22 protein-coding genes are annotated in these 22,995 nt (G+C 60.1%); 8 read left to right on the top strand and 14 right to left on the bottom strand.

The window, feature by feature from the left end:
- Nucleotides 1-11: 11 nt before the first annotated feature.
- The 5 genes from VE934_RS06680 to VE934_RS06660 form a co-directional block, all read right to left on the bottom strand.
- On the bottom strand, nucleotides 12-1,433 hold the full coding sequence (locus tag VE934_RS06680; RefSeq protein ID WP_324885613.1) for a TolC family protein: 1,422 nt from the start codon (nucleotides 1,431-1,433) through the stop codon (nucleotides 12-14).
- The gene (locus VE934_RS06675) at nucleotides 1,430-1,759 is read right to left on the bottom strand and encodes a hypothetical protein (protein WP_324885611.1); all 330 of its coding nucleotides are present in this window, start codon (nucleotides 1,757-1,759) and stop codon (nucleotides 1,430-1,432) included. The genes VE934_RS06680 and VE934_RS06675 overlap by 4 nt, the downstream gene beginning before the upstream one ends.
- A 122-nt stretch (nucleotides 1,760-1,881) precedes the next feature.
- On the bottom strand, nucleotides 1,882-2,295 hold the full coding sequence (locus tag VE934_RS06670; RefSeq protein WP_324885609.1) for a hypothetical protein: 414 nt from the start codon (nucleotides 2,293-2,295) through the stop codon (nucleotides 1,882-1,884).
- Nucleotides 2,296-2,351: 56 nt separating this feature from the next.
- Nucleotides 2,352-2,990, bottom strand: a complete 639-nt coding sequence (locus VE934_RS06665) for a cation transporter (protein ID WP_324885607.1) — start codon at nucleotides 2,988-2,990, stop codon at nucleotides 2,352-2,354.
- A complete protein-coding gene (locus VE934_RS06660; RefSeq protein WP_324885606.1) occupies nucleotides 2,990-3,745 on the bottom strand; it encodes a transglutaminase family protein in 756 nt (251 codons plus the stop codon). Before VE934_RS06660 ends, VE934_RS06665 begins: the two co-directional genes overlap by 1 nt.
- 59 nt (nucleotides 3,746-3,804) lie before the next feature.
- Between VE934_RS06660 and VE934_RS06655 the strand changes: the two genes are divergently transcribed.
- Nucleotides 3,805-4,278, top strand: a complete 474-nt coding sequence (locus tag VE934_RS06655) for a Cd(II)/Pb(II)-responsive transcriptional regulator (RefSeq protein ID WP_324885605.1) — start codon at nucleotides 3,805-3,807, stop codon at nucleotides 4,276-4,278.
- A 19-nt stretch (nucleotides 4,279-4,297) separates the two neighbouring features.
- Here VE934_RS06655 and VE934_RS06650 read toward each other — a convergent pair whose 3' ends face one another.
- The 5 genes from VE934_RS06650 to VE934_RS06630 all read right to left on the bottom strand — a co-directional run bounded on the left by VE934_RS06650 (nucleotide 4,298) and on the right by VE934_RS06630 (nucleotide 12,215).
- A complete protein-coding gene (locus VE934_RS06650) occupies nucleotides 4,298-5,461 on the bottom strand; it encodes an MFS transporter (RefSeq protein ID WP_324885602.1) in 1,164 nt (387 codons plus the stop codon).
- Nucleotides 5,462-5,645: 184 nt separating this feature from the next.
- Nucleotides 5,646-7,256, bottom strand: a complete 1,611-nt coding sequence (locus tag VE934_RS06645) for a response regulator (protein ID WP_324885600.1) — start codon at nucleotides 7,254-7,256, stop codon at nucleotides 5,646-5,648.
- 483 nt (nucleotides 7,257-7,739) lie between these two features.
- Nucleotides 7,740-9,299, bottom strand: coding sequence for a sensor histidine kinase (locus VE934_RS06640; RefSeq protein WP_324885598.1), 1,560 nt, complete (start codon nucleotides 9,297-9,299; stop codon nucleotides 7,740-7,742).
- Nucleotides 9,296-9,700: a response regulator gene (locus VE934_RS06635; protein WP_324885596.1), complete on the bottom strand. Its 405-nt coding sequence runs from the start codon at nucleotides 9,698-9,700 to the stop codon at nucleotides 9,296-9,298. The genes VE934_RS06640 and VE934_RS06635 overlap by 4 nt, the downstream gene beginning before the upstream one ends.
- A 13-nt stretch (nucleotides 9,701-9,713) precedes the next feature.
- On the bottom strand, nucleotides 9,714-12,215 hold the full coding sequence (locus VE934_RS06630; protein ID WP_324885594.1) for a response regulator: 2,502 nt from the start codon (nucleotides 12,213-12,215) through the stop codon (nucleotides 9,714-9,716).
- Between the two features lie 309 nt (nucleotides 12,216-12,524).
- Here VE934_RS06630 and VE934_RS06625 point away from each other — a divergent pair, with 309 nt between their 5' ends.
- The 3 genes from VE934_RS06625 to VE934_RS06615 all read left to right on the top strand — a co-directional run bounded on the left by VE934_RS06625 (nucleotide 12,525) and on the right by VE934_RS06615 (nucleotide 16,606).
- Nucleotides 12,525-13,595, top strand: a complete 1,071-nt coding sequence (locus VE934_RS06625; protein ID WP_324885592.1) for an OmpA family protein — start codon at nucleotides 12,525-12,527, stop codon at nucleotides 13,593-13,595.
- Between the two features lie 125 nt (nucleotides 13,596-13,720).
- Entirely contained in the window at nucleotides 13,721-15,466 is a 1,746-nt protein-coding gene (locus VE934_RS06620) for a long-chain fatty acid--CoA ligase (protein WP_324885590.1), read from the top strand.
- A gap of 234 nt (nucleotides 15,467-15,700) precedes the next feature.
- Nucleotides 15,701-16,606 carry an ion transporter gene (locus VE934_RS06615; RefSeq protein WP_324885588.1) on the top strand — a complete coding sequence of 302 codons (906 nt, stop codon included), beginning with the start codon at nucleotides 15,701-15,703 and terminating at the stop codon, nucleotides 16,604-16,606.
- Here the strand turns inward: VE934_RS06615 and VE934_RS06610 are convergent.
- On the bottom strand, nucleotides 16,603-17,160 hold the full coding sequence (locus tag VE934_RS06610) for a YaeQ family protein (RefSeq protein ID WP_324885586.1): 558 nt from the start codon (nucleotides 17,158-17,160) through the stop codon (nucleotides 16,603-16,605). The two genes, VE934_RS06615 and VE934_RS06610, sit on opposite strands and share 4 nt — an antisense overlap.
- A 109-nt stretch (nucleotides 17,161-17,269) precedes the next feature.
- Here VE934_RS06610 and VE934_RS06605 point away from each other — a divergent pair, with 109 nt between their 5' ends.
- From VE934_RS06605 to ppk2, 4 genes are all read left to right on the top strand, one after another.
- Nucleotides 17,270-18,313: a methionine synthase gene (locus VE934_RS06605; RefSeq protein WP_324885584.1), complete on the top strand. Its 1,044-nt coding sequence runs from the start codon at nucleotides 17,270-17,272 to the stop codon at nucleotides 18,311-18,313.
- Nucleotides 18,314-18,455: 142 nt separating this feature from the next.
- Nucleotides 18,456-19,139, top strand: a complete 684-nt coding sequence (locus VE934_RS06600; RefSeq protein WP_324885582.1) for a glycine zipper 2TM domain-containing protein — start codon at nucleotides 18,456-18,458, stop codon at nucleotides 19,137-19,139.
- A 160-nt stretch (nucleotides 19,140-19,299) separates the two neighbouring features.
- Complete coding sequence (locus tag VE934_RS06595; protein WP_324885580.1) at nucleotides 19,300-19,581, top strand: DUF427 domain-containing protein; 282 nt, start codon at nucleotides 19,300-19,302, stop codon at nucleotides 19,579-19,581.
- A 135-nt stretch (nucleotides 19,582-19,716) separates the two neighbouring features.
- A complete protein-coding gene (ppk2, locus tag VE934_RS06590; RefSeq protein ID WP_324885722.1) occupies nucleotides 19,717-20,610 on the top strand; it encodes a polyphosphate kinase 2 in 894 nt (297 codons plus the stop codon).
- Nucleotides 20,611-20,749: 139 nt separating this feature from the next.
- Here the strand turns inward: ppk2 and VE934_RS06585 are convergent, their stop codons facing one another.
- Genes VE934_RS06585 through VE934_RS06575 form a run of 3 tightly spaced genes read right to left on the bottom strand, consistent with a single transcriptional unit; the run spans nucleotide 20,750 to nucleotide 22,958 of the window.
- Entirely contained in the window at nucleotides 20,750-21,505 is a 756-nt protein-coding gene (locus VE934_RS06585) for an SDR family NAD(P)-dependent oxidoreductase (RefSeq protein ID WP_324885578.1), read from the bottom strand.
- Between the two features lie 54 nt (nucleotides 21,506-21,559).
- Nucleotides 21,560-22,210: a protocatechuate 3,4-dioxygenase gene (locus VE934_RS06580; protein WP_324885576.1), complete on the bottom strand. Its 651-nt coding sequence runs from the start codon at nucleotides 22,208-22,210 to the stop codon at nucleotides 21,560-21,562.
- Nucleotides 22,211-22,262: 52 nt separating this feature from the next.
- A complete protein-coding gene (locus VE934_RS06575) occupies nucleotides 22,263-22,958 on the bottom strand; it encodes an RluA family pseudouridine synthase (RefSeq protein WP_324885574.1) in 696 nt (231 codons plus the stop codon).
- Nucleotides 22,959-22,995: the final 37 nt, after the last annotated feature.

Here is a 22,995-nt window from a genome sequence, read left to right as displayed (position 1 = left end):
ATGCGTGTGCGTCAGTGCGGGGCGTCTGTTGCGCCAGCGGCAGCGGCCGTGGGTAGGGACACCACGGCACCAGGCTTGCCAATGACTGAAGCGGACAGAGCCGCGTCAGCCAGCCAGAATTGCTGGTAGGAATTGATGGCAGTCATCACGCTGGTGATCTGGTCCCGCGTGTCAGCCAGCAGCTCGAACACGCCAATCAGCATGCCGTTGTAGCGCAGCAGGTTTTCTTCGGACATGGTTTTGCGCAGCGGCACAATCTCGTCGCGGTAATGCCGGGCAACGTCATGGGCCGTGCGGTAGGCTGAATAACTTTCCCGCAACTGCGATGACGCGCTGCGTACAGTGCTTTCATAGCGGTTTGCGGCTGCCAGCGATTGCGCGTTCATGCTCCCGCGCTGGGCCGAACCCCAGTCGAAGATCGGCAGGCGAATGCCCAGCTCATAACCTCTGGCTGTTGTCCTGTGACCCTGCGCATTGTTCTCAAACGTTGTGTTGCGGATGATGCCCAGCTCCACATCAACCAGACTGTTAAGCAGGCTCAAACCCTGGGATTTGCCAGCCAGGTCGAGTTGGCTGCGCGCCATTTGCACATCGAGGCGTTGCTGCATGGCGCTGCTGGTGATCACACGGGCCTGACGCGGCTCTTTTGGTAAATCGGGCAGGCGCTCGGGAAGCTTCAGTTCGGCAGCTTGCGCGTCGGTCAGGCCAAGCTGGCGGATCAACTCCTCCCGGGTGGCGGTGCCGGCATGCTGGGCAGACGCCAGTTGCGCCGTACTGTCCGCATAAAAAGCCTGCTGGCGGGCCCGCTGCAGCTTGGTGAAATTGCCCACCTGCTGCATGCGGCGGGCAAGCTCGGCGCTGGCTTGCGCGGCAGCTGCCACTTGCCGGGCATATTGCAAGCTCTGCTGTGCACCCACTGCGCGTACCCAGGACTGGCGCACCTGGGTCACCTGATCGACCACGCTGGCACTGAGCTGGATCCGGGCTTGCGCGAGCTGGCCGCGTGAAATCACCTGGCGTTGCGGCAGTGTCAGCAGGTCCAGCAGACCAAACGACAACATACGCCCGATATCGAGTTCGTTGCCGGATCGTACGCGTTCAAATGTGAAGACCGGGTTGGCAATACGCCCCAGCTGATTGGCTGACGCCTGATCGGACCAGCTCTGCGCTAAAAGGGCTTGCACCGCCGGGCTGTTGGCCAGCGCCAGTTGCACGGCATCGTCCTGGCTCAAGGGTTTGGCCAGCAGTTCGCTGCTCAGCTCGCTGCGTGCCTGTTGTTGTTCAGAGCTGCGGCTGAGTTCCAGCTTGCCATTGGTGAAGGTGCCGGTGCTGTCGTTCGTGTCCCGCACCGCCTGGTCAAAGTCGACGGAGGCGCAAGCTGTAAACAGAAGTGCGGCCGCCGCAGCAGTGCCCAGTCGGAAAACGCGGCTCATGGTTTGACCTGCGCAGGTTTGCCGTGTCCGGCATGCGGATCGGCCGCTGTGCCTGCCGCTGGCGTGCCTTGCGCTGCCGGTCCTTGCGCTTCCTTGGCGTATGCACGCCATCCACCGATGCGGCCCACCTCGTCATTGGCTTCTTTCCAGTTGACGGCTTTTTCGTCGGTGTAGGGCTGGTAGCCGTCAAACGATGAGCGATAGGGAGCGGGTGCTGCTGCAGGCGCTGCGGGGGCCGGGGCCTGGGCGTTGGCAAAGCTTGCGCCCACGGACAAAAGCACTAAAGCCTGCCATGGCAATTGCCGCGAAATAAAACGAATGGTCACCAGAATCTCCTGAACGACGTGCGATGCGATTAAAAAAATCGCGGTATCCGGGCATCAATGTGATGCAGGGTCCGTGAAGACGGGGCCGGACGGCAAGTACAGACCCAGCTTGGGCCTGGAGATCAGGAAATGGGTGGTTTTTGGCCCAGTGCGGCGTCCGCACTGGCAAAAGAATGGCTGGCCGCAGGGATCAGCTCGAAAGCGTGGAACACGGTTCCGGAATCAGGCGTTGCGGGCGACAGCGCCACGGTGTGACAGGCCTGGCAAGCAGAGCAGGATTCACAGTTTGTGTCAGCTTCTGCAGTGACGTCGGTCGGCACATGACCGGCGCAGTCGGAGGCGTCCTGTGCACCGCCTCCCATTGCGGCATGATGATCAAATCGGGCCTCTGCCCTTGATTCATCAAGATTCTTTGCTATTTTTTTGGTAGCTACTTGCTGCGCGTGACCCGCCGCCATGCTGGTCGCCATGGCATCACCCACCCAGCCGCGTACGGGCAGCAGGGCGATCATGAGGGCGAGGATGAAAATGCGCATGGTTGAATGATAGGCGTGAACCGGATTAGTTCAAATAAAGGGCGTGTAAACCTGTGTCACCGGCTACCCTCCCACCGCAATTCCTGGCGGGCTTGCTGCACCACGCTCCAGCCGCCCCAGATCGCCAAACCTGCCATCACCGCAGCCACCGCTAGATCAGGCAGGGCGCTGCCCGTGCCCAGAACGCCCAGCGCGGCCAGCATCACCGCCACATTGCCGATGGCGTCGTTGCGGGTACACAGCCACACGCTGCGCATGTTGGCGTCGCCTTCGCGGTAGGCGTACAACATCCATGCAACAACCAGGTTCGCCGTCAATGCCAGCGCACCGACCACGCCCATGGTGATGGCTTCAGGCGGAACGCCGTGCAACAACCCCCATGCAGTGCGTCCGGCAACGAACAATCCAAACAGCAGCATGCTCGCGCCTTTGAGCAAGGCGGCCCGTGCGCGCCAGGTCAGCGCCATGGACAGCACCAGCAGCGAGACGGCATAGTTCGCGCCATCGCCCAGAAAATCAATCGCATCTGCCAGCAGGGAGGCCGAGCCTGATTGCACACCCGCCCCGATCTCGATGGCGAACATGGCGAAGTTGATGACGAGCGCAAACCACAGGATGCGCCTGTAACGTGGTGACTGCAGCGCGGCTGTGTTGGCCGCATCGTCGTGGCAATGGCTTTGGCAACTTGCAGACATCAGCGACCTCCTTGTGGCACGGTCGCATCAGCGGCATGGGTCTGCCGCGGGGCGCTGCGAATGCGCTCAACATTGCGATTCATCCAGTGGCGGATGACGTGCTTGTATAGCCAGCGTTTCAAACCGCTGAGGTTTTCGCCATGTTGGGCGTAAAAAGAGTCGGGGTTGGCAAACACGCCAAAGTCGCGGTTGATACCGTCTTTCTGAATATAGGTGTCTGCCCCGCGCCACTCCACGGCCGGTGACTGCAGGTTCGGGGTGGCAGCACCGTAGCCGCAAAAGGCCTTTGCGTCGGGAAACAGTCCTTGCAGACTTGTGAGATAGGTCGTATCCAGAATAAAACCCTCCAGATTGATCCAGCGGCCTTGCAGCTCCGCCTCAACCCAACTATGGATGATATTGCGCGGTGCCAGTGCATAAGCCACTCCAGTAATGGCGCCCTTTTGCAGGGCCTTGTCGATGGTAAAGCCGTGGAAGCGGCAGGCAATGCCGGTGGCGCGCAGCAGGGCCATGAACAACGTGGCCTTGGTGTTGCATTGGCCAATGCCGTCTGCCAGTACGCGTGATGCAGGCAGGGTGTCCGCCTCGTTGTAGCCAAAGGCAATCTCGTTGCGCACAAAGTCGTAAATGCTGCCAATGCGCTGGTGCTCGTCCAGCGCCATCCAGCCACGTTTGGCAATCAGCGCTCGAAGCGTGGGGTGGTTGTAGTCCAGCAAAGGGGTGCTGGCGGTGAGTGATGAGTTGGCAGGGTGCATGCAGGTTCTCCGTGTTGATGGCATGATTGGAAACCCTCAAGTCACTTTAAGGTCAAGCGATGCAGTTACCAAATCCCTCCACCTCGCAGGGGTATCAAATCGGCGAGGCCGCGCGGCAAAGCGGTGTCAGCCCCGCCAACATCCGGTTTTATGAGAAGGAACTCTTGCTCAGCCCTCAAGGACGGGGCGACAACAGCTATCGTTTGTATAGCGACGGCGATGTTCACCAGCTGCGCTTTATCCGACTGTGCCGCGCCATGGACATGTCGCTGGAAGAGGTCCGTACCCTGCTGGGGCTGGATTTGAACAAGAAAGAAGATTGCGCCAAGGCGCGCAGCTCGCTGGACGGCCACCTGGGCCACGTGCGCGAGCGGCTGGCAGAACTTAAAGCACTGGAGAAAGACCTCAAGGCCCTTCGGGAGCGCTGCGATGGCTGCGATGCCCATTGCCACATCATTGAAGCGCTGCACGAGCTGGCCGATGCGCAGGGATCAAAGCCGCCGGCCAAAGCTGCCCGAAAACGCCACGTCTAGGCGTCGTGTCCGGGGGCCATCACGATTTGTCACCCGCGATGGAAACGGGCTTGACTTGCGCGGGCTCAAAAGCGAGCGTGAGCAGCGCCAGCAGACCGAATGGCACACCTACCCAGCCCAGCTGCGACAAATGGATGTGGCCCAGCATGGACCCACTGATGACCGCGCCGAGCGCCGTCCCTGCGTACAACATGGAGCCGTTCAAACTGAGAAGCAGCGGCGCGTGGGCTGGCGCCAGGCTGGCCAGGCGACTTTGTTGCGGTGCCATCATGCCAAAGCCGGCAATGCCCCAAACCACCAGCGTGGCGAGCGTGGCGTAGAGGTGGCCGCGTGTGAGTGGCAGTATCGCCATGGTTGCAACCAGCACGGACATTTGCACGCGCATGGACGGCAGCGAGCCAAAGCGGTCATTGGCCCAGCCACCCGAAACCGTGCCCACCACACCCGCCACCCCGAAGACCGCCAGGGTGATGGACAACTGCGTCGGGCTCATGGCGTTGAGCGCCTGCAGCACGGGGCCGATGTATGCAAACACGCTGAAGATGGCCACAAAATAAAGCAGCGTTCGCAGCCAGGTGCGCAGCACCGCGCCTTGCCTTGCTGCCGCGCCAAAGCCGGCAAAGCTGGCGCCCGCCGTGGCCATGTTGGGCGGTACCAGCCAGCTCGCCGCAATCAAGGCCAGCAGGCCGGCGCCCGCCGATAACCAGACCGGCACGCGCCAGCCGTACTCAAAGCCCAGCCAGGCACCCACCGGCACACCGACCGCGTAGCTGATGCTCATGCCCAGAAAGGTAATGGACAGGGCGCGGCCTCGCAGGGCCGGCGCCACCAGGCTCACAGCCAGAGCTGAAGCCGCGGCGGTAAACATCGCACCGGCTCCCATCAATACACGACCCAGCAGCAGTACCGCAAGGTTGCCGGACAAAGCGCAGACCAGACAGCCGGTGGAAAAGAGCGCAAGCGCAAGCTGGATAGCGCGTTTGCGCGGCCAGCGGGCCGTGGCAACGATCAGCACCGGGGCCAGCAGCGCCGTGGACACCGCATAGGCGGTCATCACCTGGCCGGCTGCGGCCAGGCTGATCTGAAGTGACTCGCTCAGCGGCACCAGAATGCCGCCCAGTACAAAAGCGCCGCTGCCGATGACAAGGTTGCACAGGGCGAAGAGGTAGAGGACGCGGGGCATCAGGTGGGGTCTTCACTCAAAAATACATGTCAAATCGTGCTCTGGCCCTTTATCCGCGGGCGGAGATAGCTATTAAAAAAAGAGCAAATAGCTGCACCGCTTTCAGGCTGCAGCAGCCGCAAGCAGAGGCCAGCCGCGATTGTGCCCTGACGCGCCTAAACGTGTTTGCTGAATCCGTGTGCCTTCAGTCCTTCGGCTTGCCCAGCGTGAAGTGAAAGCTCGATCCAGCGTCGGGCGCTGACTCTGCCCAGATGCGTCCGCCGTGATGGGAGATGATGCGGTGCACGGTGGCCAGGCCAATGCCGGTACCGGCAAACTCGGCGTTGGTATGCAGGCGCTGGAAGGCGCCAAACAGCTTGTCCGAATAAGCCATGTCAAACCCTGCGCCGTTGTCCTGGATTGTGTAGATCGCTTCTCCGGCGCTGCCCTGGCTGCAGCTGACGTTGATGCGGGCCTGTGCGGTCTGGTTGGTGAACTTCCAGGCATTGCCAAGCAGGTTGTCCAGCACCTGCTGCAGCAGCCGGCTGTCCCCCTCGGCCCGCATCCCGGGCGCCACCGTGATCGCCACCGATCGCTGCGGCTCGCGCTCACAGTAGTCGTCAAGCACGGCGGTTGCCATGGCGCTCAAATCCACCGTTTCCCAGGTCAGTTTGCTCCGGGAAAGCTGGGCCAGCGACAGCAGTGCGTCGATCAACTCGCCCATCTGCACCACGCCGGCACGGATGCGCGACAGATAATGCTTGCCGCGTTCGCTGCCACCGGCGCCGATGTCCTTGGCGAGCAGGCTGCTGTACCCGTCGATGGCGCTCAGTGGCGTGCGCAAGTCGTGTGAGGCGGAGTACGAAAAAGCCTCCAGTTCCTCGTTGGCAACCTGCAACTGGTCGGTACGCCGCCGCACCCGCTCCTCCAGGCCATCGTTGAGCAACTGCAGGTCCTCCTGCGCCTGCTTGCGCTCGCTGACGTCCAGATGCATGACGATCACCCCACCGGCGCGATCGCTCGACAGAGGCGTGACGCTGAGCATGAACCAGCGCCGCTCAAGCGGCAAATGGCAAGCATATTCAAGCGAGAAACTGGGAAGCGTTCCCCTGAGAACGGCGCGTATGCCCTGGGCCGCGTGCCGCGCGTCCTCATCGCTCTGCGCTTCGTCGCAAACCCGCAGGTAGTCAGTGCCAGGGCCGTGCGAGGGGCTCACCAGAACATTGGCATCAGCAAATTGCTGCCAAGCGCCATTGACAGAGATGATGATGCCTTTGCGATCCAGCAGTGCGATGTGCGCCGGCAGCGCATTGAGAATGGCTCCTTGCCGGGCTGCTTCGCTCAGTTGCAACTCGGTTGACTTCCGCAATTCGGCCGTACGCGCCATCACCTGTTCTTCCAGCAACAGGTTGTGGTCGCGCAGGAAATCGCTGTATTCCTTTAGCCGCAACAGATTGCGGGCCCGCAGGCGGAGCTCGGATTGGTCCACCGGTTTGCTCAAAAATTCTTCAACCCCCGCTTTCAGGCTTTGGAGGCGGGCTTGTCGGTCCTCAAGCGCCGTGAGCATGATGATGGGTATGCTTGACGACGCCGGGTCGGCCTTTAACTGCGCCGCTACCTGGTAGCCGTCCATGGAGGGCATCATGACGTCGAGCAAAATCAGGTCGGGCGCCTGTATCGCTACGAGCCTGATTGCGTCGGCGCCGCTATCGGCAGAGATGGTGTGGTAGCCCTCGTTGTGAAGCAACGCCTCAAGCAATCGGCAGTTCTGGGGTTCGTCGTCGACGATCAGGACGGTGGGTGCAGGACGCTTCATGGTTAGCCTCTCTCCTGGGTTGTCCGAGCTGCGTCCGGGGCCTTAGCGGTCAGCAGGGCACCGATGGCTTCATGCAGTGCCTGGTCCGGCCCGGCCCCCTCGGGGATGTGGACGACGTTGCTCTCTTTTTTGTGCAGTTTAATCCGGTCCGCGGGGGTCAGTAACCCCAAATCGGGATACACGACGCTCCGATGTGGTGGTGTAGCGCGCCGGCAACGTCAGGGCCGGTGACCTTGAGCATGAGGTCCGGAAAATCGGGGCGGGCCTGATGTCAGCCCTGTCCCTTGGGCGGAGGGAGTCAAAGCAATGGTACGAGCTTTGAGCAAAAAATGTAAGCCAAATCGCGCTTTGGCCCTTTAATGACGGGCGCGACTAGCTATCAAAAAAAGAGCATTGACCGCGCCGGGCTTGAGGGGCTGCTGGACGTGAGGTCAGCAGCGATGGTGCCCCGAAGGCCGACATGGAGTGCTGCAGGGTAGGGATTCAGTCCTGCGGGGTGCCCAGCGTGAAGTGAAAGCTCGCGCCTTGCCCTACTGTCGACTCTGCCCATACACATCCGCCGTGGCGCGTGATGATGCGGTGCACCGTCACCAGCCCAACGCCCGTGCCTGCAAATTCTTCCACACTGTGAAGACGGTGGAAAGCACCAAATAGTTTGTCGTAGTAGGCCATGTCAAAGCCTGCGCCCTTGTCTTGCAAGGTGTAGATGGTCTCGCCGTTTGGCCCTGTTTCCCCGAAAAAACGGATGTCTGTTTGCGGCTTCTTGCTGCTGAACTTCCATGCATTACCCAGCAAGTTGCCCAGCACCAACCGAAGCAAATGTGCATCTGCCTGTGCATGCAATCCATCCTGAATATCGAGCTTGAGCACGCGTTCCGGTTCCAGCTCCTGGTATGGCAGCAGTATTGCTTGAGCCATGGCGCTGACATCAACCTCGCTCCAGTTGATGCGGCGGCGAGAAACCTGCGCCAACGATAACAAGGCGTCTATCAGCAGGCCCATTTGCCCGGCACCCACGCGAATGCGGTCGAGGTAATGCTTGCTGCGCTCTGTTAGCTGTGCATCTCCAAGCTCTTTGCCGAGCAAACTGCAAAATCCATTGATAGTGCTAAGCGGGGTGCGTAAATCGTGCGAAGCAGAGTATGAAAAAGCTTCCAGCTCCCGAATGGCAACTTGCAACTGCTCGGTGCGCTGCTCTACGCGCGCCTCGAGCTCCAGATTAAGGCGCAGTATTTCGTCTTGCGCCCGCATGCGTTCAGTGATGTCACGCACCACGCTCACAATGATCCAGTCGTCCCCGGAGCGATGAGCCTGCCGCTGGATTTCCACCTGCACTGAAAATCCATCTTTGTGAGCGATGCGCATCAGTTGTAATGTGTCGGCCTCGTGGCCTGCGATAACCTCGTCATAAACTGCGGCAAGGCGCTCTTCATTGATGTTGTTGAGCATCTGCGGGTCTATGGCAAACATTTCCTCTCGGGTGTAGCCAAACATCCGGCAAGCGGTCGCATTGACTTCGACGAAGCGCATGGTTTTGCGGCTCGTCAGGAAGATGGCGTCCGCCGTGGCATCCATCGCCGTGCGAAACCGCTGTAGATCTATCGTGCGCGCGCGTACCTGGTCTTCAAGAACGTGGCTTTGGTTCTTCAGAAAATTTGCGTATTCCTTTAAGCGCAGCAGGTTGCGCACCCGCAAGCTCAGCTCGGCCCGGTCTACCGGCTTGGTTAAAAACTCTTCCGCACCCGCATCCAGGCCGGCCAGACGCGCGCTGCGGTCGCTTAGCGCCGTCACCATGATGATGGGAATGTCTGAGCTTGCGGAGTCGGCCTTGAGCTTGGCGGCAAGCTGGTAACCGTCCATCTCCGGCATCATGACGTCCAGCAGAATCAAATCGGGCGGGCTTTCTGCCACCATGTCGATTGCCTGCGCACCGCTGCCCGCAGTCATCGTGAGGTAGCCCTCCGGCTGGAGCAGGGCTTGAAGAAGTTTGCAGTTTGTCGGCTCGTCATCGACGATCAGAATGGTGGCTGGCTCCGGGTTCATGGGGTCGGCAGATCGCTTTGGGCTACCGCTGGTTTTTTTGCGGCGAGCAGCTTGTCAATGGCTGCATACAACTCCTGATAACGCAGCGGCTTGGCGATGTAGGCGTCGCAGCCGGCAACTTCGCTTTTTTTCTGATCATCCTTCATCGCCATGGCGGTCAACGCAATGACCGGCATGGCGGCAGTGGTCGGGTCTTGTTTAAGCAAGGCAGTGGCTGCAAGGCCGTCCATGCCCGGCAGCTGAATGTCCATCAGGACAAGATCGGGTAGCGCCGTGCGCGCCATGGTCAGACCAGCCTCTGCGTCCATGGCGCAAAGTGCCTCATGACCCGCATTGCTCAGCAGCAGGCAGCACAGTTTCATGTTGGCCGGGTTGTCTTCAATAACCAGTATCTTCGCCATTGGCAATTCTTTCCTAAATCTGCGGCAGCGCGCGTCTGACTTCACCGAGAAAATGCGCCTGATCGAGCCCGGCTTTCTCGACGATGTGAACGACGTTGCTCCCGCCTTTATTCAGCGTGATTCGGTCCGCTGAGGTGACCTGTTTGGCCGTGACAATCAGAATCGGGATGCGCGCGGTTTCGCGGTTGCGGTGCAGCGCATCGACCACGTCGAAGCCGCTGACCTCGGGCATCATGAGGTCCAGAAAAATCAGGTCAGGCCGAATACGTTCAGCCAGCGTGATGGCCTCTGCGCCGCCGTACGCGCGCACCACGGCATAAGAGGGAGTTGGCAGAAAAGCCGCAATGACCTCCACCGCCTTGGGATCGTCATCCACCACCAAAACCGTATAGGTTTTCTCATCGGTCGGGTGCAGGCCCAGGTTGGCCAGCGAGGTCTTCAGTTGGGCCCGGCTAACCGGCTTCTGCAAAACCGCGGCCGCGCCGTGTGTCAGGCCCAGCTTGTGCGAAACGCCAGAGATGATGACCACAGGCACATGGGCCACGCTGCTGTTGTCGCGTATCCGGGCCAGAAATTCCCATCCGTCGATGCCTGGCAGCTGGATATCAAGCGTGATCAGGCTCAGTGGGTGCTGGGGCGCCAGCACCAGTGCCTCTTCAGCGCTGGCGGCGCGCAGCACGGTAAAACCTTCAGCTTCCAGCAAAAGACGGATGAGGTCTGCGGCCAGGTCGTTGTCCTCGATCACCAGTGCCATCCGGTGAGCCGGGGCGGGAAGCGTCGAATGTTCACCAGGTCGCGGGCCGGCATCAGCGGGGGCTCCCTCTCGCAGCGGCAGCCATACGGCGAACAGCGCGCCTTCACCTTCGCTGCTGGCGACGGCGACGGTGCCCTGATGCAGTTCGGCCAGTTGCTTGATCATGGCCAGCCCCAGGCCGGTGCCTTCAAATTTTCGCGCCAGGCTGCTGTCGATTTGACTGAAAGCCAGAAACAGCTTGGCCATGTTGGCCCGGGAGATGCCAATCCCGCTGTCGGACACGGAAATCTCCAGAAACTCGGTGAAATCGCTATCCGCCAGCGGGAAACCGTGAATCGGCCACAGGCCAGGGAACGTGCCCACCTTGGTGCGCGGCACGCGCTTCGCGCCAAGCGTCACGCGCGCGCCACTGGGGCTGAACTTGACTGCATTGGCCAGCAGGTTGTAGACGATCTGCTTGGTCTTGCGCATGTCCAGCAGGGGGGTGCCCAGGTCGTCGGCAATCTTGAGTTCCAGCACGATGCGCTGGCTCAGCGCCTTTTCCTTGACGATGGACAGGCTCGCCAACAGCAGGGCGTGGAGATCCACAGCGTCCAGTTCCAGCGCCATCATCCCGGCTTCGACCTTGGACAAGTCGAGGATGTCATTGATCAGCGACAGCAGATGTTGGCCAGCGTTAAAAATGTCGCCGATGTATTCCTGCTGGGTGCTGCTCAGGGGGCCCATCAGACCGTCCTTGAGTGCCTCTGAAAACCCGATGATGGCGTTGAGCGGCGTGCGCAACTCGTGCGACATGGTGGCCAGGAACTCCGACTTCATGCTGCTGGCATGTTCGAGTTCGAGGTTTTTCTCTTGCAACGCCCGTTCAAATCGTTTGCGCTCGGTGACGTCGCGCGCCGCTGCTATCACGCCTTGCAGCTTGTGATTGCGGTCGTGGAAGGTTGCCGCGTTGTAGGACACCACGGTCTCCTCGCCATTCCGGGCGCGTACCGTGAGTTCGTAATTGCTCACCTTGCCCTCGGTCAGCACGCGCTCAATGGCCGCCTCTGCGCGGGCCGGATCAGTGAAGAAATTTTTGCTGGGCGCCCCTATCAGCTCGTCCCGGGCTCTGCCGGTGAGGGTCATCATCTGCTCATTGACGTCCGAAATGATGCCTTGGGGGTCGGTCATCATCAGGGCGTCGATGCTTGATTCGATGAGGGACCGGGTGTAGAACTGCTGATCGCGCAATCGCTGGTCCAGGACCTCCTGGGCAGCTTCCACTTCCTTGCGCGCCGTGTTGTCAGTGCCGATGAGCAGGTAGCCGATGATGCCCCCTTGCGCATCCCTCAGGGCTGTTACCGAGACCATCGCCGGAAAGCGGCTGCCATCCTTGCGGATATAGGTCAGCTCATAAATATCTTCGATGCCCCGCGACGCCTTGAACACGAGCGCTTCAAAACCGGGGGTGATCGTGGTGGAAAGTTCACGGCTTAGCGTGGCTGCCCTCGCAATGACCTCCTGAGGATCGGAGATGTCGGCGGGAGTGATCTTGTTGAGCACGTCAATTGCCGCATAGCCCAGCATGCGCTCAGCCCCGACGTTAAAAATCTGGATCACACCCTTTTCGTCAGTCGCGATGCTTGAAAAATTGGCACTGTTGAAGATGGCGTTTTGCAGGGCGCCGGTCTTGAGCAGGGTTTCCTGCCGCTGAAGCTCGACCGCGCCCGCCGTACTTGCGGCTTGTTGACCGACGCTGGCTGTGAAACCTGTATTCGCCATGAGTCCCTCCAGGCAATAGGCATTATTAATTTGTGCGTCGCGAGGGGGTGCCCACCCGTCCTCTCGCTCTCCCTGATGGCCAACTCACCGGCCGTTACCTTCAGGCTCAGCGTAACAGCGATGTCCTGTCAGCTGGTTAATGAATGTTAAGGAAAACCCTCGATTTATGCCCATGCAGAGGTCCTTGTGTGCGGTACCGTACAAAGCAGGAGCCAGTTTGAGTCGCTCGTTCGTCTCTGCTTGCTCGTGCGAGTCAGGCGGACCCGGCAAGGCATACTTGGATTTTTTGATCATCCAGGAGGGCAGGACATGAAACATTTCGGATGCGCACTGATGGGTTTGGTGCTGGCTGGCGCTGCGCTTGCAGACGCTACCGTTCCCAAAGCGGATATCGCCGGCGCCAAGGACTCACCGGTCATCGGGCGATTTGCCGGCTCCTTTCTGGTCTCTCAGGACCACCGTGACTTTGATGAACTCAAGCTGCCGCTGGGCCCCCTGAAGCCGATCGCCGACAAGGCCAAACGCGACACGCACAACAATGTCGTTTTTGAACCCACACAGAGCAAGGCGCTCGAAGGCAGGCGCAGTCATCTGGTTTATGTGCTCCCCGAAAATGTTTCGCCCTTGCAGGCGGTCCGCAATTACCAGAATGAGGCCACGGCCAAAGGCGGCAAGACGCTGTTTGAGTGCAAGAGTCCTGATTGCGGTGGCGATGGCACACGCAGCAGCGAAGGTGGCGGCGGAGATCAAAGTCTTGCCATGCTGCTGACGCCACAGGATCGCGTCAAGGACAAGGCCTTTACCAACGGCAGTTGCGCACAGACCAGCCGCACCGGCGAACAGCGTTATGCAGCGCTTGAGCTGCCCAAGGCCAATGCCTTTGTTTCGGTGCTTGCCTACAGCCTGAACGGTGGCACTTATTGCAAGGCGCTGGAGAACCGCACCATCGTCGTCGTTGATGTGCTGGAACTCAAAGCGATGGAGCAAAAGATGGTGACGGTGAAGGCGGAAGAAATGGCCCAGTCCATCAGCTCGGCGGGGCGTGTGGCGCTTTACGGCTTGTACTTTGATTCCGGCAAAGCCGATGTGAAACCTGAGTCAAAAGACACGCTGGATCAGATCGCCAAACTGCTGTCAACCAGCCCGTCCCTCAAGCTGCTGGTGGTAGGCCATACCGATAACGTGGGGGAGTTTGCGTCCAACACCGATTTGTCCAAACGCCGCGCCGACGCAGTGGTGGCCGCACTGGCCGGGCAGTACAAGGCGGATCGCAAACGCCTTACGCCTGTCGGCGTGTCGTTTGCCAGCCCAATTGCACCCAACACGAGCGAAGAAGGCAAGGCCAAGAACCGGCGGGTGGAGCTTGTTCCCAACAATTGAAGTGGGAGCCTGACGGAGAGCGTCGTCTCTCAGGCGACAGTGTTTTATGGGGAGCTTCCCCGATGCACGGCGGCTTCAGCCAGAGTAGGCTGAAAGTCCGCCGCGCACAACACTGGAGCCCTGACTTGTCTGACCCGATAGCGGTTGCGTCTGCAACCCATACAACCGATCCGCACACCCTGCATTACAAGGTTTGGCCCAAGCGCCTGCCGCATCGCATCACGCCACCGTCTACTTCGCTGTGGCACAACCTTGTGGTCAGCGCACTGCGCTACCCGGACAAACCGGCACTGGTGTTTTTTAACCGGGTGTTCACCTATGCCGAGGTGCTGCAAAAAGCTGAGCGTCTGGCCGCCGCGCTGCATGAGTGGGGTGTGCAAAAAGGCGACCGGGTCATTCTGAACATGCAAAACTGCCCGCAGTGGGTCATTGCACATTTCGCCATCCTGCGGGTCAACGCGGTGGTGGTTCCGGTCAACCCGATGAACCGGGCCGAAGAACTCAAACACTACATCACCGACCCCGACGCGCGGCTTGCCATCACCTCCGCTGACCTTGCCGCCGAGTTGCTCAGGGCCAACGAGCAGCTGGGCGAAGGGCAGCGATTGCAGCACATCGTGGTCACGCAATACAGCGACGCGTTTGATTTGCAGGGCGCATCAGACGACTTGCCGCTGGCCTGGCGTGACTGGCTGGGCGCGCCGCAGGAATTGCCAATAGCCACGGGCTGCCACGTCACTGCATGGGCCGATGCCCTGGCCGAGGACGCGACCGGGCGTTTGCCCCCACACACCGCCACGCCGCGCGACCTGGCCGTGTTGCCCTACACCAGCGGTACGACTGGCCTGCCAAAAGGTTGCATGCACACGCACGCCAGCATCATGCACAACGCGGTTGGCAGCAGCCTGTGGGGCAACAGCACGCCGGAGAACACGGTGCTTGCAGTGGTGCCGATGTTTCATATCACCGGCATGGTCTCCGTCATGCATGCGTCCATTTACGGTGGGGCCACCCTTGTCATCATGCCGCGCTGGGACCGTGAACTCGCGGGAAAATTGATCTCACGCTGGCGAGTGACGCACTGGACCAACATCCCGACCATGGTGATCGATTTGCTCGGTAGTCCCAATTTTGCTGACTTTGACCTGAGCAGCCTTGTGTACATCGGCGGCGGTGGCGCGGCCATGCCGCAAGCCGTGGCTCAGCGGCTATGGGAACAGTATGGTCTGCGCTTTGCAGAAGGTTATGGGCTCACGGAAACAGCCGCCCCGTCTCACAGCAACCCGCCTGATGCCACCAAGCAGCAGTGTCTGGGCGTGCCATTTCTCAGCACGGACGCACGGGTGATAGACCCACTGACTCTTGTGGAAATGCCGCCGGGCGAGCAGGGGGAAATCATCATGTGTGGCCCGCAGAATTTTTCGGGCTACTGGAAGCGGCCGGAGGCCACTGCAGCCGCCTTCATCGAGATGGAAGGTAAGCGCTTCTTTCGCTCCGGCGATCTGGGGCGGGTTGATGAAGACGGCTACTTCTTTATCACTGACCGGCTCAAACGCATGATCAATGCGTCTGGCTTCAAGGTCTGGCCGGCCGAGGTGGAGGCCCTGATGTTCAAGCACCCGGCCATCCAGGAGGCGTGCATCATCAGTACCAGAGACGCCTATCGTGGCGAGACTGTGAAGGCGGTTGTGGTGCTACGGCATAGCCACAAAGGGCAGGTGAACGAGGACGACATCATCAACTGGTGCAAGGAAAACATGGCTGCCTACAAGTATCCGCGGGTGGTGCAGTTTGTGGATGCGCTACCCAAGAGTGGTTCGGGCAAGGTGATGTGGCGGGCCTTGCAGGAAGCTGAGGCTGATCGTACCTGACGATCCTGAAAGAAAGTGGTCTCCTGCCAAGGTGGCATGGGCGCCCGGCGCTATAAAAATGAGAGCGATTCGGTTGGACGTGTGCAGGGGCTGTCGGTAAACCTCTTGTGATGTATGGCTTGCGGCAGGTGCGCCCTTGTCAGGCAGTTTGCTGACGCCCGCGGAGCAGGAACTCGGGTAAGGTACCTCCTGACAATAAAACTGGAGCGGCGCTGCAATTGCCGGCCGACCCGCATGGAAAAACCTCTTCCGCCTCTACCCGACCCCGAGCATGAAAGGCCGCTGGACGGCTGGCGCCTGCGCATCTACACCATTATTTTCGAAGCGGATACGCGCGCCGGACGCCTGTTTGATCAGGCACTGATCGTGATCATCCTGCTGAGCATTGCGGTGGTGATGGTCGACAGCGTGCAGGCTGTGAATCTCCGTTATGGCCAGGCGCTGAATAGCCTGGAGTGGCTGTTCACCCTGCTTTTCACTGCGGAATATCTTGCCCGCCTGTTCTGCGTGCGCAAGCCCATGCAGTACGCCACCAGTTTTTTTGGAATCATCGATCTGGTTGCGGTGTTGCCGACTTATCTGGCGCTTTTCTTTCCGGAGCTGCATGCGCTGATTGATGTCCGGGTGCTGCGCCTGCTGCGGGTTTTTCGCGTCTTCAAGCTGGCGGCTTATGTGGCGGAGTACCAGTTTCTGCTCAGTGCGCTCGCGGCCAGCGGGCGCAAAATTTTGGTGTTCCTTTCAGCGGTGCTTATGGTGGTGCTGATCATGGGCACACTGATGTATGTGGTCGAAGGGCAAACCAACGGCTTCACCAGTATTCCCACTTCTATCTACTGGGCCATCAGCACGGTGACCACCGTGGGGTTTGGCGATATCACCCCAAAAACGGACTTTGGCCGTTTCATCGCGTCAATCATGATGCTGATGGGTTGGGGCATTCTGGCGGTTCCCACCGGTATCGTGACGGCGGAGATGGCGATGCAGCGTCGACAGGAGGGTCGGTCGCTGCCCACTACGCGCACCTGCCACGAATGCCTCACCGAGGGGCACGCCGCCGATTCGCATTTCTGCTCTAACTGCGGAGCCCGCTTGCCGCCCTACCAGCGGCAGGAGCCGGACGCGGGTACGACCAGGCCCTAGCCGCCAGCCGTCAGCCGGCGCGGCGTGATCTCCACCGACTGGTCGCCGGTGCTCATCCACACCGTGCCGTCCTGCACTGTCACCTGCAACTGCATCGTCCGGTTGGCCAGTTTTGCCAGGGCCTGACTTTGCGCCGCCTCGATTTGCCACACCACCAGATTGGAAGCCCGGGTCAGCTTGGTCTCCATGGTTTTCCACCACACCGGGGTGCTGCTGGCAAAGCTGTAGACACTCACGCGTTCGGCCCGTCCCGCAGCGCGCATCAGGCGCTTGTCGTCAGGCTGTCCAACGTCGATCCAGTGCAGGATCGCATCGGTGTAGTCCTTGTGCCAGAGGGCGGCCTCGTCCACATCCCATAGATCTTTGGCGAAATCCAGTTTGCCGCGCTGCTCGTCGGCCGTGACGTTGAGTGCAAACGCCAGCAGCCGGATCATCATGCGCTCGTCCGCCTCGGACGGGTGGCGGGCGATGGTGACGTTGTGGTCTGCATAGACGCTGCGGTCCATGTCGGCAATGGCCAGTTGGGCTTTGTAGATGGTGGCTTTGAGTGCCATGATGCTTTGTTGTTGGAGTGACGTGATGAACCCTCTATTGGAACAGACAAGCGCGAAAGGAAGGCGCTGGCTATAGTTGGGTCGATCAAACCAAAAGAAGGACTTGCCCATGACATCCCCCCTCTTTAGCGCCACCGTAGCAGGGAGCCTTCCCAAGCCGGCATGGCTTTCCGAGACGCAAAAGCTCTGGCCGCAGTGGAAATCGCAGGGCGATGAGCTGGCGCAGGCCAAGCTTGACGCCACGCTGCTATGGATCAAGGCTCAGGAGGATGCTGGCCTGGATGTGATTGGCGATGGTGAGCAGTCACGCCAGCATTTTGTCCACGGCTTCCTGGAGCAGGTGGAAGGCATTGATTTTGAACACAAGGTCAAGATGGGCATACGCAACAACCGTTATGACGCGATGGTGCCGCAAGTGGTGTCCGCGTTGCGGCTAAAGGGGCGCGTGCATGCCGCCGAGGCCAGATTTTTGCGAGCGCATACGGCCAGAAAAATCAAGTTCACGCTGCCTGGCCCGATGACGATTGTCGACACCGTGGCCGACCAGTTTTATGGCGACCGCGTCAAGATGGCCATGGCGTTTGCGGAACTGCTGAATCAGGAAGCGCTGGCGCTACAGGCCGACGGGGTTGACGTCATCCAATTTGATGAGCCAGCCTTCAATGTCTACATGAAAGATGCTGCGGACTGGGGCGTGAAGGCGCTGGAGCGTGCGGCCCAGGGGCTGACCTGCACCACAGCGGTTCATATTTGTTATGGCTATGGCATCAAGGCCAACACGGACTGGAAGGAAACCTTGGGCGGCGAGTGGCGCCAGTACGAGGAAATTTTTCCCGCGCTTGCCAAAAGCAGCATTGACCAGGTGAGTCTGGAGTGTTTTCACTCGCATGTGCCGCCGCATCTGATGGCGCTGCTGGAGGGAAAGGACGTCATGGTCGGGGTGATCGACGTCGCCAGTGATGTGGTGGAGACGGCGGAGCAGGTGGCCGACACCATCGGCCTGGCTTTGAAATATGTTCCAAAGCAGCGCCTGCTGGCTTGCACCAACTGCGGCCTCGCGCCAATGAACCGGGATGTTGCGATCAAAAAACTCGAAGCTCTGGCCAAGGGTGCTGCTTTGGCGCGCGAGCGTTATGCAGACAGGGCGTCGTAGCAGGGTAAACCAGCGGTTATTCGCGAAAGATTCCACGTTTGCGCTGGAAGGGCGTGTGCACTTGCTTACAAGTGTCACCTCGTCCTACAGCTCCCCCCTCCTTTGATAGTTACAAATGAGGTTCACACAAGGAGTACCCATCATGGATACAAATAATCAAATTCCCGCCACCCCCGGTGGTCAGCCCGGTTTCCCGCAGCGTATGCAGCACAGCAAGGCGCTTGTCGCCATTGCGGCAGTGCTCGGCGTCACCGTGCTGGCGCTCGCAGCCGCGCTGGTGGTAAACCGTTCTGACGCGCAGCCGAGTGCCCAAGAGGCAATGGTGAGCGGTCAGACGACCAAAGCTCCGGCAAGCAAAACTGCAAGCAGTTTGCAGACGGCCCCGACACAGACAAGCAAAACGGTCCAGCAGCGCCCCGTGGTCGTTGCACAGGCGCCTGTACTGGCACCTCCGGCGCAAAAACCGATTGTCTGCGTGGACTGCGGAACCGTTGAGGCGGTTACGCCCGTGCAGCGTCAAGGCGAAGTCAACGGTGTGAATGTTGGCGGCACCACGGTTGGTCTTGGCACTGTTGCTGGCGGTGTTGTAGGCGGTCTGCTGGGCAACCAGGTCGGCGGCGGTAACGGCAAAACAGCCATGACGGTGCTTGGCGCTGCGGGCGGTGCTTTTGCCGGCAACCAGATCGAAAAGAATATGAAAAAAGTAACGGTGTATCAGGTGCGCGTTCGCATGAACGATGGCTCCACCCGCAATGTTGAGGTGTCCAGCACCATCCCTGTTGGCTCCAAGGTCATTGTTGAAGGCAACAACCTGCGCATGGCCTGATACCTCCCTGCCCCTGCTTCCTGAAAAGGTGCAATGCTTCGGCATCGCACCTTTTTTTCTGCGGGCGGGATACAGCCCTTGCCCGGCCGGCTGTGCGAAGATTGTTGCGTGCAATTTTTTGGGATCAGGCAGCACCCTGGCAAGTTACGAAAGAAGTGATATGAAAGCAATCTGGAACGGCGCGGTCATTGCGCAGAGCGACGATACAGTCGTTATTGAAGGCAACCACTACTTCCCCGAAAGTGGTTTGAATCGTGACTATGTCACCTTTAGCAACCACCACACCATGTGTTCGTGGAAGGGCCAGGCCAGCTATTACTCCTTGCTGGTCAACGGGGAAATGAACACCGATGCGGCGTGGTACTACCCTGACCCGAAACCCGAGGCTGAAAACATCAAAGGCCATGTGGCTTTCTGGAAGGGCGTCAAGATCGAGGCCTGAGATTCATGGCCGCGAGCGGCCAGTCCGACGAGGCTGAAAGCTGACACGAAAGCGCCACATCGCTCTGATAGCCTGTCAGGAGGTGGATTTTCCCATCAGCAGGAGAGCAAATTGGATTCAAGCGACGAAGAGCTGATGCGGCGCATCCGCAATGACCTGATCGACAGCTACGACGAAGAGCTGGAAATGGAGCTCGAAGATCGCAGCATGGCGGAGCTGACGGGCGAAGCGTCTCCTGGCCACAGCGGGGCGGACAAGGAAGCCCGACGGCAGTATTTCCGGGAACTGTTTCGGCTCCAGGGCGAACTGGTCAAGCTGCAGGACTGGGTAGTCAGCACAGGTCACAAGGTTGTGATCCTGTTTGAAGGACGCGATGCTGCAGGCAAGGGTGGCGTGATCAAACGCATCACGCAGCGACTGAATCCACGCATCTGCCGCGTTGCTGCCTTACCCGCACCCAATGAACGTGAACGCACCCAATGGTACTTTCAGCGCTATGTCTCGCACCTGCCAGGTGCTGGCGAGATGGTGCTGTTTGACCGCAGCTGGTACAACCGCGCGGGTGTCGAACGGGTCATGGGTTTTTGCACCGAAGAGCAGTACGAGGAATTTTTCCGCAGCGTGCCCGAGTTTGAAAAAATGCTGGTGCGTTCAGGCATTCAGCTCGTCAAATACTGGTTTTCGATTTCGGACGAAGAGCAGCATCTGCGTTTTCTGGGGCGTATTCATGACCCACTCAAGCAGTGGAAGCTCAGCCCTATGGACCTGGAGTCCCGCCGCCGCTGGGAGGAGTACACCAAGGCCAAGGAAATCATGCTGGAGCGCACGCACATTCCCGAAGCGCCGTGGTGGGTGGTGCAGGCTGTCGACAAGAAAAAAGCACGGCTGAACTGCATTCACCACCTGCTGCAGCAAATGCCCTACAAGGAAACCGAACATGCCACGATCGTGCTGCCCGAGCGTGTTCGCCATGAAGACTATGTGCGGCAGCCGGTGCCTCAGGATCTTGTGGTGCCAGAGGTTTTTTAGCTATTTTGGTAACCGCAGCCTCGGAGCAGCGCATTGTGCGGAGCGACTAGGGGGGGCGCTCTCTACAAGCAGGGGCCGCAGGCGCAGTGGCCCCCTCGGGGGGCAGCGGCTACACGCAGTGAGCAAGCGTGGGGGCTAGTCAATCCCTGACGTCCGCAACTGGCTGGCTGCCGAAGTCTGGTTTGGCCAAGTAGGCCAGTACACGAGCGGCGGCTTCTTCAGGCGATGTCAGCAAACCCTTTTCCTTGAGGCTCACAAAATTGTGCTGGTCCGGAAAAGCAGAGGCATCCGCTCCGCGCAGCTGGGTTTGCATGTCGGTATCAATCACACCGGGTGCCAGCGAGCAGACGGCGGCGCCGTTGGGCTTGAGGGCTTCCTCCAGCGCCACGCAGCGCGTGAAATGGTCCATGCCGGCTTTGGCTGCGCAATAAGTCGCCTGGGAAGCCATTGCCTTGCGGCCGAGTCCTGACGAAATATTGAGCACCTTGCGTTTTCCCGTCCAGCTGCCCGTTGCGCGCAGGAATGCAGAGGTCAGCTGCATGGGTGCTTCCAGGCCAACCCGCAGGGCCTGGTTCAGGTCGTCAGCGTCCGCTTCGCTCAAGGGGCCGATGCGTGGAATCATTCCGGCGTTGTTGATCAGCGTGACGCTGGCAAAACCGGCGCTGGCTTGCTCACGCAGCCATTGTTCCAGCCTGGCGCTGATGTCAGCGGCGCTGGCAAGATCCTGCGTCCATTGCTGCAGGGCGACGCCAGCCAGTTTTGCCTGAGCCGCCAGCGTGTCATTGGCCTTGCGCGAGATGCACAAAATACTGTGATGCGGTTGCAGCAGCTTTCTGGCCATGGCCAGCCCCATGCCGCGTGACGCGCCGGTCAGGATAAAAAGGTGTTGGGTCATAGCTGGTGATGTTAACCACTCAACGCGCAAGCACGCGGCGCGTCGGCTTGCCGCTCAGGCGGCAAGCACGATGGGGAAGTCGGCCTGAAGCCCGTCTTTGCCCGGCACAAACGCAACCGTCAATGCAGCGCGCTCGGCGCTGGCGAGGTTGCGCCACAAAAAGTCACGCGCATTGCCCGGATCATCGGCCACGTACATCTGCGTGGTCAGCAACTCGCGCTGACCTAATCGAACCTTGACATGGATGTGCGGCGTCCGTCCTGCGTAAGCCACCGGCTTGATGGTGCGGAAACGATAGCGACCATCGGCCGCAACGGCGACACGTCCGAAGCCCTGGAAGCGCTGGTCAGCCTTGCCTCCGTCGCCGGGATGGTGGTAGTGCCCCGCGTGATCGCATTGCCAGATCTCAACCTGCGCGCCAGCCAGCGGCTTGCCGGAGAGATCGGTGACGCTGCCTTCCACCCATGCGCTTTGCCCCACGGAATAGTTCAGCCCTCCATTGCGCAGGAGGTCGTTGTCCGAATCCGCCGGCATGGCCACCGGATAAAACGGCCCCTCTGTTTGCGACGGTGTTGGTCGGCGGGCTACAGCAGGTTGGGCGCGCGGTCCCAGCCATAACACGGGCGCTGCAATGAGAGCTGCGCTTACTGCACGGCGCCGAAGCACTTTAGGAGCAGGTGCAAGAGGAGGGGAGGTGGTATGCATCAGGCGCTTTCGGTTGGTGAACTTGGGACGCGGGGATGGCGCCGAAGTTCCGTCAAAAAGGCGCTGGGCTTTCAAACCTCAGGGACAAGCCACTGGCGGGGTGGACAAGTTGCAGCACGCGGGCGTGCAGAAGCAGGCGATCGGACCTGGCCTGAACGTCGGGTGGTGCGTAAAGCATGTCGCCCAGAATCGGGTGGCCCAGCGCCTGCATGTGCACACGCAACTGGTGCGAGCGTCCGGTCAGGGGTTCGAGCTGCATCCGGGTGTTGTCGGCATCCTTGTCATGGCTGAGCACCCGCCAGCGGGTCGTGCTTGCCTTGCCCAACGCCGTATCGATGATGCGCAGCGGCCTGTTCGGCCAGTCCACCGCGATCGGAAGGTCGATGACGCCCCAGCCATCTCCCGAAAGCTCCGGGACTGCTCCCTGCACCACGGCTTCATAAAGTTTGTAGACCTTGCGCTCGGCAAAGGCATGACTCAATTTGCGCTGCATTTCAAGCCCGCGGGCCATCACCATCAAGCCCGACGTTGCCATATCAAGGCGATGCACGATGAGTGCGTCGGGAAAAGCCTGTTGCACGCGCGTACTCAGGCAATCCTGTTTGTCGTCCCCTTTGCCGGGCACCGAGAGCAGCCCTGCGGGTTTGTTCAGCACCAGCAGTGATGCATCTGCATGCAGAAGTTCGAACCCGTCAATCACGACGCCATTACCTGTGAGGTCATTGTTTTGCGGCGACGCCAGTTTCATGATCGAGGCATCAGCAAGTAGATGAACCAGGTAAATA

The organism is Polaromonas sp., assembly GCF_035638815.1.
Lineage (GTDB): Bacteria > Pseudomonadota > Gammaproteobacteria > Burkholderiales > Burkholderiaceae_C > Polaromonas.
The sequence above is the reverse complement of the archived record's forward strand: the minus strand, read 5'-3'. Positions and strand labels throughout refer to the sequence as shown.

Bases quoted from the DNA above. Each gene is read 5' to 3' on its own strand.
- VE934_RS06615 (WP_324885588.1), top strand. From the start codon at position 15,701: ATGGAAAAACCTCTTCCGCCTCTACCCGACCCCGAGCATGAAAGGCCG.
- VE934_RS06635 (WP_324885596.1), bottom strand. From the start codon at position 9,700: ATGGCGAAGATACTGGTTATTGAAGACAACCCGGCCAACATGAAACTG.
- VE934_RS06640 (WP_324885598.1), bottom strand. From the start codon at position 9,299: ATGAACCCGGAGCCAGCCACCATTCTGATCGTCGATGACGAGCCGACA.
- VE934_RS06595 (WP_324885580.1), top strand. From the start codon at position 19,300: ATGAAAGCAATCTGGAACGGCGCGGTCATTGCGCAGAGCGACGATACA.
- VE934_RS06660 (WP_324885606.1), bottom strand. From the start codon at position 3,745: ATGCACCCTGCCAACTCATCACTCACCGCCAGCACCCCTTTGCTGGAC.
- VE934_RS06605 (WP_324885584.1), top strand. From the start codon at position 17,270: ATGACATCCCCCCTCTTTAGCGCCACCGTAGCAGGGAGCCTTCCCAAG.
- VE934_RS06650 (WP_324885602.1), bottom strand. From the start codon at position 5,461: ATGCCCCGCGTCCTCTACCTCTTCGCCCTGTGCAACCTTGTCATCGGC.
- VE934_RS06580 (WP_324885576.1), bottom strand. From the start codon at position 22,210: ATGCATACCACCTCCCCTCCTCTTGCACCTGCTCCTAAAGTGCTTCGG.
- VE934_RS06655 (WP_324885605.1), top strand. From the start codon at position 3,805: ATGCAGTTACCAAATCCCTCCACCTCGCAGGGGTATCAAATCGGCGAG.
- ppk2 (WP_324885722.1), top strand. From the start codon at position 19,717: ATGCGGCGCATCCGCAATGACCTGATCGACAGCTACGACGAAGAGCTG.
- VE934_RS06575 (WP_324885574.1), bottom strand. From the start codon at position 22,958: ATGAAACTGGCGTCGCCGCAAAACAATGACCTCACAGGTAATGGCGTC.
- VE934_RS06610 (WP_324885586.1), bottom strand. From the start codon at position 17,160: ATGGCACTCAAAGCCACCATCTACAAAGCCCAACTGGCCATTGCCGAC.
- VE934_RS06645 (WP_324885600.1), bottom strand. From the start codon at position 7,256: ATGAAGCGTCCTGCACCCACCGTCCTGATCGTCGACGACGAACCCCAG.
- VE934_RS06630 (WP_324885594.1), bottom strand. From the start codon at position 12,215: ATGGCGAATACAGGTTTCACAGCCAGCGTCGGTCAACAAGCCGCAAGT.
- VE934_RS06600 (WP_324885582.1), top strand. From the start codon at position 18,456: ATGGATACAAATAATCAAATTCCCGCCACCCCCGGTGGTCAGCCCGGT.
- VE934_RS06680 (WP_324885613.1), bottom strand. From the start codon at position 1,433: ATGAGCCGCGTTTTCCGACTGGGCACTGCTGCGGCGGCCGCACTTCTG.
- VE934_RS06670 (WP_324885609.1), bottom strand. From the start codon at position 2,295: ATGCGCATTTTCATCCTCGCCCTCATGATCGCCCTGCTGCCCGTACGC.
- VE934_RS06625 (WP_324885592.1), top strand. From the start codon at position 12,525: ATGAAACATTTCGGATGCGCACTGATGGGTTTGGTGCTGGCTGGCGCT.
- VE934_RS06665 (WP_324885607.1), bottom strand. From the start codon at position 2,990: ATGTCTGCAAGTTGCCAAAGCCATTGCCACGACGATGCGGCCAACACA.
- VE934_RS06585 (WP_324885578.1), bottom strand. From the start codon at position 21,505: ATGACCCAACACCTTTTTATCCTGACCGGCGCGTCACGCGGCATGGGG.